This is a genomic window from Pseudonocardia yuanmonensis (assembly GCF_039542425.1).
In the GTDB taxonomy this organism is placed as follows: Bacteria; Actinomycetota; Actinomycetes; order Mycobacteriales; family Pseudonocardiaceae; genus Pseudonocardia; species Pseudonocardia yuanmonensis.
The window spans coordinates 1-12,965 of record NZ_BAABIC010000024.1 but is presented as its reverse complement, the minus strand read 5'-3'; the positions used below and the strand labels follow the sequence as shown (position 1 = coordinate 12,965).

Below are 12,965 nucleotides of genomic sequence, written 5' to 3'. Positions count from 1 at the left end.
TGGGGACTGCGTCCGCCCGACGTGGGTGACGACGCCGGCGAAGGCCTGGTACCGCAGGTCAGTCGAGCACTGCGATCCCGGAGATCTCCAGCAGCTGCGCAGGGTGGAAGAGCCGCTCGACCTGTAGCCACGTGGCGCTCGGCGCCTCCCCGGCGAACGCCTTGGCGAAGACGTCGGCGTGCTTGGCGAGCTCGTCCATATCGGTCGTGTAGACGGTCTGGGACACGAAGTGGTGGAAGGTGGCTCCCTGTTCGGCCAGGCAGCGGCGCAGTATCTCCAGGCACCACTCGAGCTGGGCGCGCATGTCGCCCTCGCCGACGACCTGCAGGTCGGCCAGGCTCCCGCGTAGCGGCGTGACCCCCGAGAAGTAGACCGTGTTCCCGGCCTTGATCGTCTGCGTGAACGAGAAGGTCGTGTGCACCTCCTCGGCCAGATAGCCGATATCGGGGTTGGTGCGCTCGATCATCGGGTCCTCCTTCCCCTCGCGGGACGGCAAGGGTAGGCCCGCCGCTGGGATGGGTGTAGGTCCCAACCGACGCGATCACGCGCGGGTCGCCCGGTAAGCCTAGTACCTCGACGGCAGTTGATCGGTGTTGGTCGCACGGAGAGAGCGCCGCCGGCGGTCCCGAACCCCGCCGGTAGCGCTACCGCTCGAGGCCGCCCGTCCGCAGCCCCGCCCGCAGCGCCTTCTTGTCGATCTTGCCGACGGCCGTGGTCGGCAGGGCGTCGACGAGGTGCACGGACTTCGGGGTCTGCACCGCGCCCTTCAGCGCCCGCACGTGCGCGGCGAGCTCCTCCGCGGTCGCCGACGCTCCGGGGCGCAGCACGACCGCGGCGGTCACGGCCTCGCCCCACTTCTCGTCCGGCAGCCCGAACACCGCGGCCACGGCGACGGCGTCGTGGCTGGTCAGGGCGTCCTCCACCTCGCGCGGGAACACGTTGAAGCCGCCGCTGATGATCATGTCCTTGGTGCGGTCGACGATCGTGAGGTAGCCGCGGTCGTCCCGCCGGGCGACGTCGCCGGTGTGCAGCCAGCCGTGGGCGAAGGCCTGCGCGGTGAGCTCGGGCTGGCGCCAGTACTCCTCCATGGTCCCCGGGCCGCGAACGCAGATCTCCCCGGGCTCACCCTCCTCGACCGGGTTGCCCTCCGGGTCGAGGAGGGTGACGTCGACGCTGCTGATCGGCACCCCGCACGAGCCCTCGAGGGTGGGATCGGCGTGCTCGGCGCGGCGCAGGACGCTGATCGGGTAGCACTCGGTCTGCCCGTAGAGCTGCGAGAACACGGGTCCGATCCGCTGCAGCCCCTCCGCCAGCCGGGTCGGGGACATCGGGGAGGCGCCGTAGAGCAGCAGCTCCAGCGAGCCGAGGTCGGTGCGGTCGAGCGCGGGATGGTCGAGCAGCGCGTAGATCATCGTCGGCACGGCGAGGGCCATCGTGATCCGCTCCCGCTCGACGGTCTCCAGGAACCGCCCGGGGTCGAAGCCGTCCTGCAGGTGCACGGTCCCGCCGCGCTGCAGGACCGGGACCACCTTGGTGCCGGCCACGTGGGTGATCGGCGCGACGGCGAGGTACCGCGCGTCGAACGGGATCTCGAAGTCGGTGAGGGTGCCGATCGACATGACGTGCGTGACGGCGGGGTGTCGGCGCATCACGCCCTTGGGCCGCCCGGTGGTGCCGCCGGTGTAGTTGACCAGGGCGATGTCCGCGGGGTGCGCGAGGTCGCGGGCGGTCGCGGCACCCGCCGCCTCCGCCTCGGCGAGCAGGTCGGGGCCGAAGTCGGACGGGCCGAGACCGAGCACAGGGACGTCGCCGCTGCGCGCGGCGAGCTCCGCCCCGCGGGCGCCGTGCCGGCGCGCGTCGACCAGGCAGGCGGCCGCGTCGAGGTCGGCGAGCTGGTAGAGCTGGTCCTCCACCGAGCCCAGCGGGTGCAGCCACGAGGTCGCCATGCCCGACGCCTGCACGGCGACACCCGCGCACCAGGCCTCGGGGCTGTTGCCGGCCAGCAGCCCGATCCGGTCGCCCCGGCGGAACCCGCGATCGGCGAGCACCCGCTGGATCCGGCCGATGAGCTCCGTCGCACCGGCGTAGGTGAGCGTGCCCGCGTCGGAGGCGAACGCGGTCCGGTCCGGGTACCGGCGCAGGGCGCGGAGCACCAGCGTGCCGACCGTGGCCCCGGCCCACAGCGGTACGGGCGGGACGGCGGCGGGGACGGCGGTGTCGCGGGTGTCCGTGGTCATACGTGCTCCCTCGGTGCGGCGGTGGACGTCGGGGACGGCGGTGTGGGTCTACCCCGGGTGGACGACACGGTTCGGGTCGCCCGTCGCGGCCTCGTACTCGCGCGCCAGGCGGTCGACGAGCTCGGCTGCGGTCGGGACCTCCCGGACGCCGGAGACGGAGTGCCCGGCGCTCCAGACCTCGGTCCACCGGCGCGGGCCGAGGCCGCCGTGGCCGTAGAGCGCGTCCGCGTCCGCGGGGGTGACGTTCTCGTCGAGCGCGGCCGGGTCGAGCCCGGCGGCCCGGATCGCGGGGGCGAGCATGCTGCTGGGCAGGCCGGTGAACGCCCTGGTCAGGACGACGTCGTCGAGCGTGCTGTCGACGCACATCCGCTTGTACCGCGGCGCCGCCATGCTCTCCTGCGTGGCGAGGAACGCGGTGCCCAGGTAGCCGAGGTCGGCGCCGAGCGTGCGGGCCGCGGCCAGCGCCGTCCCGTCGCCGATCCCGCCCGCGAGCACGACCGGGCCGGCGAAGAAGCCGCGCACGGCCCGCACGAACGCGAACGGGTTCATCCAGCCCGTCTGCCCGCCGGCGCCCGCGGTGAGCAGGACCAGCCCGTCCGCCCCGGCCGCGACGGCGCGCTCCGCGTGGCGCAGCGTGGCGACGTCGGCGAGCACGAGCGCCCCCGCGTCGTGCAGCGGCCCGAGGACCGGCTTCGGCGACCCCACGCTCGCGATCACCAGCTCGACCCGGCGCCGCACCAGCACGGCCAGGTCCTCGGCCAGGCGCGGCGACCGCATGATCAGGTTCGGGGCCCAGGGCGCGGCGGCCTGGCCGGTCCGCGCCTCGATCTCGCCCAGCCAGCCGTCCAGCTCCTCGGCGCTGCGGGCGTTGGCGGTGGGGAAGCCGCCCACGACACCCGCCGCGCACGCCGCCACCACGAGGTCCGGGCCGGAGACCCGCAGCATCGGCGCGGCGATCACGGGCAGGCGCAGCCGCTCCGTGATCCGTGCGGGCAGGCCGGTCCGGTCCGGCACGCGTCCTCCCGGATGTCGACGGCGGGGCCGCCCGCGATTATCGATCGTCGGGCGGGCGGCGCCGATGGGCCGACGGGGTGACGCGCGCGGTCGGCGGGGAGGTGTAGGGAGTTCCCCGAAGCCGGATCCGCCTGCACACCGTCACCCTCCTGTCAGGCGAACCGAAGGGGGCACCCGATGACCGAGGGAAGGCTCAGCCGCGTCCTCGCGGACCTGACGCACGGCGGCGTCGTCCGCGCCGACGAGACGGAGGAGCAGCGCAAGGACGTCCTGCGCGCGCGGGAGATCGCGCTGAGCGACGTGGCCCGAGAGCCGTCGGCCGAGACGGCGTCGATCGGCCGCACGTCGTTCGGCTACCTGTTCCCCGGCCTGTCGGACGCGGACCTCCTGCCGCCCGGGGAGGCGACCGTCGCCGCGCTCGACGCGCTGGGGAACGCCATGATCGACCAGCAGGACGACGCGGAGGGCAACTCGCCGATCCCGCCGATCTACACGTACTGGGGCCAGTTCGTCGACCACGACATCACCGCCAACACCGACCGCGACGCGACCTCGCCCGTCACCTCGATCACGGTCGAGCACCCGCAGCCCCTCGACCGCGGGGTGGTCGTCCGCGAGTTGCAGAACCTGCGCAGCCCGGCGCTCAACCTCGACTCCGTCTACGGCGACGGGCCCTTCGTGGACCGCCCGAACGCGAACGACGCGGCAGTTCCCTACACCGGCGTGAAGCTCACCCTCGGCCGCCTGACCCCGGCCTCGCGCGGCGTGCGCATCCCGCCGGTCGACGACATGGAGCGGGACCTGCCGCGCGACGCCGCCGGCACGGCGCTCATCGGCGACGGCCGCAACGACGAGAACCTCGTGGTGGCGCAGCTGCACGTCGCGTTCCTGCGCTTCCACAACGCCGCGGTCGACTGGGTCCGCGCGAACGAGCCCGACCGGATCTCCGACGCCGAGGTGTTCCTGCGCGCCCGCGACCTGCTGCGGTGGACCTACCAGTGGCTCGTCGTGCACGACTACCTCCGGACGATCACCGCCCCAGGGGTCGTCGACACCGTGCTGACGGACGACTTCGACCTGCTCGACCTCGAGGGCCGCGGCGGCTACATGCCGCTCGAGTTCTCGGTGGCGGCCTTCCGCTTCGGGCACAGCATGGTGCGGGCCGGCTACGACTGGAACCGCAACTTCGGCAAGCCGGGCAACAACGGCGCCCGGTTCGCCTCCTTCGAGCAGCTGTTCCAGTTCACAGGCAAGGCCCGGCCGCCCTTCTTCGGCGCACCGAGCCTGCCCACCAACTGGCCGGTCGAGTGGGACCGGATGATCGACAAGGACTCGCAGGACCCGGTCCGCTTCGCCCGGCGCATCGACACGCATCTGGCGTTGCCGCTGGGTGAGCTGCTCAACGAGGGCGAGAGCCTGCCCGACGACCCCGGTGGCCGGATCGCGACCCTGCTCAAGCAGCTGGCCCGCCGCAACCTGCGGCGCGGGTACGTCCTGTCGCTGCCCACCGGTCAGGCGGTGGCCCGGCTGCTCGACGAGCCGCCCCTCACCGCCGAGGAGCTCCGGGAGGGCAGCTCCGCGGAGGTCGTGCAGGCGCTCACGGACGGCGGTCTCCTCGACCGCACCCCGCTGTGGTTCTACCTGCTGAAGGAGGCCGAGGTACGGGCGAACGGCGCCACCCTGGGCGTCGTCGGCAGCCGGATCGTCGCGTCGACGATCATCGGCCAGATCCGGCTCGACCGGACCTCGTACCTGAACCAGACGAGCTGGGGTCCGGGCGACGGCGTCCGCCTCCGGGACGGCCGGCCGATCCGCTCGATCGCCGACTTCCTCCGCTTCGCCGGAGTGCTGGCGTGAACCGCGCCGAGCAGGAGGCGGCGGCGGCGGAGCGGTACCGCTCGACCACCAGGCAGCGCAAGGACAACCGGAAGGCGCGGGAGGCCGCGCACACCGCCGTGGCCGACAGCCCGGCGCAGCTCGAGGCCCGGGCCCGGCGCCTGGTGCGCAAGGGCGAGGTCGACGTCGACGCGCTGGTGCGGGCGGTGACCGGACCCGACAAGGGCACGGTGCTCGAGCGGATCATCGGCGCCGCGAACGAGCTGCAGGGCGTGAACTTCCTGGCCCGGGGCGCCGAGGCGGCCCGCACCGTCGCGCGGGTGAGCATCCGGAGCGGACGCGACGTCGTCGGGTTCGGCACGGCCTTCCTCGTGGGGCGGAGGCTCGCGCTGACCAACAACCACGTGCTGCCCGACGCCCGCACCGCGGCCGGCTCGTTCCTCGAGTTCGACCTCGAGGCCGGAGTCGACGGCCTGCCCAAGCCGGTCGTCCGGTTCGAGCTGGACCCGGGCACGCTGTTCGCGACCGACGAGCACCTGGACTACACGCTCGTCGCCGTCCGGCCGGACGCGAGCGGGCGGGTCGCGGGCGAGGTGTTCGGCTGGAACACGCTCGCGGCGACCCAGGGCAAGATCGTGACGGGTGAGCCGGTGAACGTCGTCGGGCATCCGGACGGGCGGCCGAAGGAGATCGCCGTCCGGGCGAACGAGCTGGTCAACCAGTTGTCCGACTTCCTGCACTACAACAGTGACACCCTGCCCGGGAGCTCCGGCTCGCCGGTCTACAACGACCAGTGGGAGGTCGTCGCGCTGCACCACGCCGGCGTGCCCGATCCCGCAGGGGGCCCCGACGCCTGGATCGCCAACGAGGGCGCCCGGATCAGCCGGGTCCTCGCCCACCTGAGCGGTCTGGACCTCGACGCCGCACAGCGGCGGGTCGTGGCCGAGCTGGGCGCCCAGGCGCAGCCCGAGGCGGGCGCCCGGCCGGCGGTCGCCGCGGCGCGGCCGGCCGGCCCGGAGGACGTCGCGGCCCTCCCGCGGATCGCGGCGGGCCTGCCCGGCCGCCCCTCGGCGTCCGGACGCCGGCTCGTCTACCTGCACGGACGGGGGCAGGGTGGGCGCGACCCGGCGGCGCTGCGGGCCGACTGGACCGGCGGCCTGGCCCGCGGGTTGGCCGCCGGCGGGATGGCCCCGGTCGACGCGGCCGACGCGTGCGTCCCGTTCTACGGCGACGTGCTCGACGGCCTCGTCGACGGCGCCCGTGAGGCCGTCCCGTTCGTCGGCACCACGGCCGAGCAGCTCGCCCCGCCGTCCGGCCCGGCGCGTGAGGCCTACGGCGCACTGCTGCGGGAGACCGCCGAGCGGACCGGGATGCCGGCGGGGGAGCAGGAGGGCGCCTTCGTCGGCGGGCTGGTGGCCGCGCTGCAGGGGCCGCTGTCCTGGATCGCGGGGCGCAGCGGCCTGGACGACCTGGTCATCGCCACGGTGTTCCGGGACGTGGCGCTGTACCTGGAGGACGACATCGTCCGCCGCGCGGTGCTCGACACCGTGCGCGCCGACCTGCCGCCCGACGGGGAGATCGTGCTCGTCGCGCACAGCCTCGGGGCGGTCGTCGCGCTCGACCTGCTGCGGGAGCTGCCCGCGGGCCGGACCGTGCCGCTGCTGGTGACGGCGGGCAGCCCGCTCGGCCTGGACGCCGTGCAGAAGCGGCTGCTGGCGGGCGGCCCGGAGCGGCCACGCAACGTCGGGACGTGGGTGAACGCCTGGGCCGCGGCCGACGCCGTCGCGATCGGCTGCCCGCTGGCCGACGACTGGGCCGACGTCCGCGACCTGCGCACCGACAACCCGAAGGACCGCCCGCACGACATCCGCGAGTACCTCGCGGACCCGCGGGTCGCGACGGCCGTCGGCGGCCTGCTCCGCTGAGGCACGGCGCCGAGCCCGCAGTGACCGTTCGGCTACGGAGCGGTACGTAAAGGTACGTAGATGGGGCCCCGGACGGTATCGCCACCGTCCGGGGCCCGGTCTGTTGCGGACGTGGACCTCGTGGAGCGGGTGCCGTGCGCCTGCGGAGTGTCGCCCCGCCCCGCGCGCGGCGGGCCGGGTCGCCCGGCCCCGGACCTCGTCGGCCGGGACGCGGAGCTGACCCGCGCGTGGATCGCGCTCGACGAGACCGGGGCGTGCCTCGTCGTCGGTGAGCCGGGGTGCGGGCGCTCGGCCTTCGTGCGCGCGTGCGCAGCGGGATCCGGGCGCGAGGTCGTGGCGCTGCGCGGACGGGAGGGCGAGGCGGATCTCGACGGGGCGGTACTGGCCGAGCTCGCGGCCCGGCTGGGCGGCGCCGACGAAACGGACGGTCCGGGGGCCGGCCATCCCGCGCCCACGCTGGGCCGCCGGCTCCTCGTGGTCGACGACCTGCAGTGGGTCGACGCCCGGTCCCGGTCGGTCCTCGGCCGGCTGGCCCGCCGCCCCGGCGCGGGCGCGGTGCTGCTCGCCCGGCGGACCCTGCCGGGGGAGATGCCTGCGACGACCGACCTCCCGCCGCTCCCGCTCGGCGGCCTCGGGCCCGCCGACCTGCGGCTCCTCGCCCGCCGGCACGACCACCCGGCCCCGCCGGCGCTGGTGGCCCGCCTCGCCGAGGAGACGGGTGGGAACCCGGCCGCCTTCCTCGCGAGCCTGGATCGCGGCGACGGCGTCGTCGTCCTGGCGCCGGATCAGGCGCGGGCATGGGCCGCCGCCCTCGACGCCCTGCCGCCGCGGACGGTGCGGGCCCTCGCTCCGCTCGTCGCCGATCCCCGCCCGGCCCTGCCGACCCTGGACGCCGTCCTGACCTCCCTGGGGCTCCGGCTCGCCGACCTGGATCCGGCGCACCTGGCGGGCATGGTCGTGACGGCGCCGGAGGGCCCGGAACCCGTGAGCCCGCTGCTGCGCCCGGCGCTGCTCGCCCGGACCCCGCCGGCGTGGTGGGGGCGGACGCTCCGGGCCCTCGCCGACCGGGCCGACGGGTCGGGCCGGGTGCGCTACCGGGCCGCCGTCTCCCGGCGCCCGGACGACGGCGTCGCCGCGGAGCTCGACGTCGCCGCCGCGGAGCTGCGCGCCCGCCGCGAGTGGTGGGCCGCGGCCCGGACCTCGGCCCGGGCCGCGGAGCTGGCCGGCGACGGAGTGGCGGGCCGGTACATCGCCGCCGCACGGGACGCGGTCCGGGCGGGGGCCGCCGAGGCCGCCCTGGACTGGTGTGCGGCGGCGCGGCGCGACGACCCCGGAGCCGAGGTCGCCGGGATCCGCGCGCGGGCGTTGACGCAGCTCGGGCGTCCCCGCGCGGCCGTCGACCTCCTGCTGCGGACCGGGGGGCCGATCACCGAGGACGGCGTGCTGCCCTTCCTGGAGAGCGGCCGGACCGCGGAGCTGACCTGTCCGCTGCCGGCGGCGCGCGCCGCGGTCTCCGCGGCGGCCGGCCGGTTCATGGAGGCCCGCGCCACGCTCGACGAGGGGAGGTGCGGACCGGGTCTGCTCGCGGCCGTCGTCGCGGTGCAGGTGGAGGACCCCGACCGGGCGCGGCCGCTCCTCGACGTCCTGGCCGCCGAGGCCGATCCCGCCGACCTGCCGCGCGTGCTCGCGATGCGGGCCGAGGTCGGCTGGTGGGCAGGCGACTGGGACGACTCCGTCCGCGACGCCGCGGAGAGCGCCGGCCTCGCGGACGCGGTCGGCCAGCCCGGCATGGCGGCGCGCGCCCGGACCCAGCTCGCCCGGGTCGACGCGGCCCGGGGGCGGCCGGACCTCGCCACCCGCCGGTTGCGGGAGGCGCGCGGCCTCGCCGGACCGGGCGACACCGCCCTGACGCGGCGGATCGCCGCCGTCGAGGGCCTGCTCCGGCTCACCGGCGGGGCACACGTCGGCGCCGCCGAGGCGCTGGCCGGGGCCGGCGACCTCGGCCTGGCCGATCTCGCCGAGGCGCTGCTGCGCTCCGGCGAGGACCCCGGCCCGGCTCTCGTCCGCCTCGATCTCCTCGCCCGGCAGGGGCTGCCCTCCGCGGCGGCCGCGGCCGCCCGGGTGCGCACGCTGCTCGCCGACGACGCCGAGTCGGCCGCCGCCCACGGCCGGCTCGCCGTGCGGCTGGCCGTCCCGCGGCCCTTCGAGCGGGCCCGCGCCCTGCTCGCGGCCGGGGAGTCCCTCCGCAGGGTGCGCCGCCCCACGGCCGCCCGCGCCCCACTGCGGGCGGCGCTGCAGCTGTGCGAGGCGCTGCGGGCCGACCCGTGGGCCGACCGGGCCCGCCGCGAGCTCGACGCCAGCGGGGCGGAACGGGAGCAGCCGGCGGCGGTGCGGCTGGCCCTGCTCACCCCGCAGGAACGGCAGATCGCCGTCGCGGTCGCCGGGGGCCGGACGAACCCGGAGGTCGCGCACGCCCTGTTCCTGTCCCGCAAGACCGTCGAGGCGCACCTGACGCGCGTCTACCGCAAGCTCGGCGTCCGGTCCCGGGTCGGGCTGACCCGGCTCGTCGGGGCTCAGGAGCCCCAGGGGTCCTCGTCCGGGTAGTCGGGCTCCGGGGGCTCCTCCAGCGGCCAGTTCTCGTCGGCGGCCGGTGGCGAGGGCGGTCGCTCCGTCGGCTCGTCGCCCGCGACGGCGGCCAGCACGCCCGCCCCGTACTTGGCGAGCTTGTTCTCGCCGACCCCGCTGACCGTGCCGAGCGCAGCCGCGGAGCTCGGCGCGAGCGTGGCGATCGCGCGCAGCGTGGCGTCGTGGAAGATCACGTAGGCCGGGACGCCCTGCTCCTTCGCGGTCGCGGCCCGCCAGGCCCGGAGCCGCTCGAACACCGGCGCCGCCCCGGCCGGCAGGTCCGCGGCGGGGGCCGTGGAGCGGGAGGAGCGGCGGGTCCGGGTGCGCTCGGGGTCCTTGCGGAGCATCACCTGGCGCTCGCCCTTGAGCACCGCCGAGCTCCCGTCCGTGAGCTGGAGCGTGTTGTAGGCGCCGCCGACCTCGAGGAGCCCGCGGGCCAGCAGCTGCCGGACGACGCCGCGCCACTCCTGCTCGGACAGCTCGGTGCCGATGCCGAAGGTGGAGAGCTGGTCGTGCCGGGACTGCTCGACCTTGGCGGTCCGCTTGCCGACGAGGATGTCCACGACCTGCCCGGCGCCGAAGCTCTGGTTCCGCTCGCGCCTGAGCCGCCACACCGTGGACAGCAGCTTCTGCGCCGGCACCGTGCCGTCCCAGGACTCGGCCGGGGTGAGGCAGGTGTCGCAGTTGCCGCACGGCTCGGTCTTCTCCGAGAAGTAGGCGAGCAGCTGCACCCGCCGGCACTCGACGGTCTCGCACAGCGCGAGCATCGCGTCGAGGTGCTGGGCCAGCCGCCGCTTGTGCGCCTGGTCGCCCTCGGAGTCGTCGATCATCTTGCGCTGCTGCACGACGTCCGCCAGCCCGTAGGCCAACCAGGCCGTGGACGGCAGCCCGTCCCGGCCCGCCCGGCCGGTCTCCTGGTAGTAGCCCTCGACGGACTTGGGCAGGTCGAGGTGGGCGACGAACCGGACGTCCGGCTTGTCGATGCCCATCCCGAAGGCGATGGTCGCGCACATGACCAGGCCCTCCTCGCGGAGGAACCGGGCCTGGTGCTCGCGGCGGACCCCGGCGTCGAGCCCCGCGTGGTAGGGCAGCGCCGGGATGCCCTGGCCCTGCAGGAACTCCGCGGTCTGCTCCACCGACTTCCGGGACAGGCAGTAGACGATCCCGGAGTCGCCCGGGTGCTCGGTGCGGACCAGCTCCAGCAGCTGCCGGCGCGGCTCGGCCTTCGGCACGATCCGGTACTGGATGTTGGGCCGATCGAAGCTGGCGACGACCTGCTTGGCGCCGGTGAGGTCGAGCCGCTCGGCGATCTCCGCACGGGTGTGCTCGGTGGCCGTCGCGGTGAGCGCGATCCGGGGCACGGCCGGCCAGCGCCGGTGCAGCTCGGAGAGCATGAGGTAGTCCGGCCGGAAGTCGTGGCCCCACTGCGCCACGCAGTGCGCCTCGTCGATCGCGAACAGCGCGATCCCGCCCTGCGCCTCCAGCCGGTCCAGCAGGTCGACCGTCGAGCCGACGCGCAGTCGCTCGGGGGCGAGGTAGAGCAGGTCCAGCTCGCCGGCGAGCAGGGCCCGCTCGGTGCCGCGGCGCTCCTCCGGCCCCTGGGTGGAGTTGAGGAACCCGGCCCGCACCCCGAGCGTGCGCAGCGCGTCGACCTGGTCCTGCATCAGCGCGATGAGCGGGGAGACCACCACGCCGGTGCCGGGGCGGACCAGCGCGGGCACCTGGTAGCAGAGCGACTTGCCGCCGCCGGTGGGCATGAGGACGAGCGCGTCCCCACCCGCGCAGACGTGCTCGACGACCTCCTGCTGCGGCCCCCGGAACGCCTCGTAGCCGAAGACCCGGTGGAGCACCTCGAGCGCGGGGGCGGGGGGAGCGGTCACGGCGCGATCGTACGAGCCGGTACCGACGGTCCCCGACCGGCACGCGACCCCCACCCGGCCCCCCGCGACGACGAGCGGGCGCCGGTGCGCCGTGCAAGAGTCGGTCCATGAGCGATGTGCGCGGCGCCGACCTCCTCACCGGCGACTTCTACGGCTACGGCTCCCTGCTCACGGACGAGGAGCAGAAGGTCATCGGACGGGTCCGCGAGTTCTGCCGGACCGAGATCGCCCCGATCGCCCTGGACGCCTGGAGCCGCGCGGAGTTCCCGCACGGCATCGTCCCCAAGTTCGCCGCCCTCGACATCGCCGGGCTGCCGTACGAGGGGCTCGACGGGCCGGCCGCGCGCCGGCTCCTGATCGGCTTCGTCTCGCTCGAGCTGGCGCACACCGACCCGTCGCTGAACAGCTTCTTCGGCATCCACAACGGCCTGGCGATGGGCAGCGTCGACCTCTGCGGCTCGGAGGAGCAGCGCGAGCGCTGGCTGCCGGCGATGGCGCGGATGGAGCAGATCGGCGCGTTCGGGCTCACGGAGCCGCACGGCGGATCGGACGTCGCGCAGGGCCTGGAGACCACCGCCCGGCGGGAGGGCGACACGTGGGTCCTGAACGGCGAGAAGCGCTGGATCGGCAACGCCACCTTCGCCGATCTCGTCGTGATCTGGGCGCGGGACGAGGCCGACGGCGCGGTGAAGGGCTTCGTCGTGCACAAGGACAACCCGGGCATGACCGCCACGAAGATCGAGAACAAGATCGCGCTGCGGACGGTGCAGAACGCCGACATCGTGCTCACCGACTGCCGGGTCCCCGAGGAGGACCGGCTGCAGCGGGCGAACTCGTTCAAGGACACCAACGGCGTGCTTCGGCGCACCCGCGGCGGCGTGGCCTGGGGCGCCACCGGCACGATGATGGCCGCCTACGAGACCGCGCTCGCCTACAGCAAGGAACGCGAGCAGTTCGGCCGGCCGATCGCCGGGTTCCAGCTGGTCCAGGACTCGCTGGTGACGATGCTGGGCAACATCACCGCGTCTCTCGGGATGTGCGTGCGGCTCGCCGAGATGCAGGACGCCGGCGAGGCGCGGGACGAGCACGCCGCGCTGGCCAAGGAGTACACGACCACGGCGATGCGCGAGACCGTGGCGCTGGCGCGGCAGGTCGTCGGCGGCAACGGCGTGGTGCTCGACTACGGCGTGGCCAAGTTCTTCGCCGACGCCGAGGCCCTCTACTCCTTCGAGGGCACCCGCGAGATCAACACCCTCGTCGTCGGCCGCGCGATCACGGGCCACTCCGCCTTCGTCCGCTGAGTTCCCCGCCCCTGACGCGGCTCATGTAAGTAGCTCCGGGACTTGATCGGCTCGGGGTTCTCGGGTTGCATGCGCATCCCGGCTGGTCCGGTGGGTGGCGTCGAGTTCGGCTCTGAGGGTGGACGTGCTGTTCATGCCTTGCTCCGC

8 protein-coding genes are annotated in these 12,965 nt (G+C 75.2%); 4 read left to right on the top strand and 4 right to left on the bottom strand.

Features of this window, described 5'->3' with window-relative positions; all coding sequences use genetic code 11:
* Positions 1–58 precede the first annotated feature (58 nt).
* From ABD990_RS27570 to ABD990_RS27560, 3 genes are all read right to left on the bottom strand, one after another.
* Positions 59–466 (bottom strand): RidA family protein, encoded by a 408-nt coding sequence (locus tag ABD990_RS27570; RefSeq protein ID WP_345383670.1) that lies wholly within the window; start codon positions 464–466, stop codon positions 59–61.
* Positions 467–644: 178 nt separating this feature from the next.
* Positions 645–2,237, bottom strand: coding sequence for an AMP-binding protein (locus ABD990_RS27565; RefSeq protein ID WP_345383669.1), 1,593 nt, complete (start codon positions 2,235–2,237; stop codon positions 645–647).
* A 48-nt stretch (positions 2,238–2,285) separates the two neighbouring features.
* Positions 2,286–3,251: an NAD(P)H-dependent flavin oxidoreductase gene (locus ABD990_RS27560; RefSeq protein ID WP_345383668.1), complete on the bottom strand. Its 966-nt coding sequence runs from the start codon at positions 3,249–3,251 to the stop codon at positions 2,286–2,288.
* A 177-nt stretch (positions 3,252–3,428) separates the two neighbouring features.
* Here ABD990_RS27560 and ABD990_RS27555 point away from each other — a divergent pair, with 177 nt between their 5' ends.
* The 3 genes from ABD990_RS27555 to ABD990_RS27545 all read left to right on the top strand — a co-directional run bounded on the left by ABD990_RS27555 (position 3,429) and on the right by ABD990_RS27545 (position 9,616).
* A complete protein-coding gene (locus ABD990_RS27555) occupies positions 3,429–5,108 on the top strand; it encodes a peroxidase family protein (RefSeq protein ID WP_345383667.1) in 1,680 nt (559 codons plus the stop codon).
* A complete protein-coding gene (locus ABD990_RS27550; protein ID WP_345383666.1) occupies positions 5,105–7,012 on the top strand; it encodes a trypsin-like serine peptidase in 1,908 nt (635 codons plus the stop codon). The genes ABD990_RS27555 and ABD990_RS27550 overlap by 4 nt, the downstream gene beginning before the upstream one ends.
* Before the next feature lie 111 nt (positions 7,013–7,123).
* Positions 7,124–9,616 carry a helix-turn-helix transcriptional regulator gene (locus ABD990_RS27545; RefSeq protein ID WP_345383665.1) on the top strand — a complete coding sequence of 831 codons (2,493 nt, stop codon included), beginning with the start codon at positions 7,124–7,126 and terminating at the stop codon, positions 9,614–9,616.
* Here the strand turns inward: ABD990_RS27545 and recQ are convergent.
* Complete coding sequence (recQ, locus tag ABD990_RS27540; protein ID WP_345383664.1) at positions 9,586–11,517, bottom strand: DNA helicase RecQ; 1,932 nt, start codon at positions 11,515–11,517, stop codon at positions 9,586–9,588. The two genes, ABD990_RS27545 and recQ, sit on opposite strands and share 31 nt — an antisense overlap.
* 107 nt (positions 11,518–11,624) lie before the next feature.
* On the opposite strand from recQ, the gene ABD990_RS27535 reads away from it, so the two are divergent.
* Entirely contained in the window at positions 11,625–12,818 is a 1,194-nt protein-coding gene (locus tag ABD990_RS27535; RefSeq protein ID WP_345383663.1) for an acyl-CoA dehydrogenase family protein, read from the top strand.
* Positions 12,819–12,965: the final 147 nt, after the last annotated feature.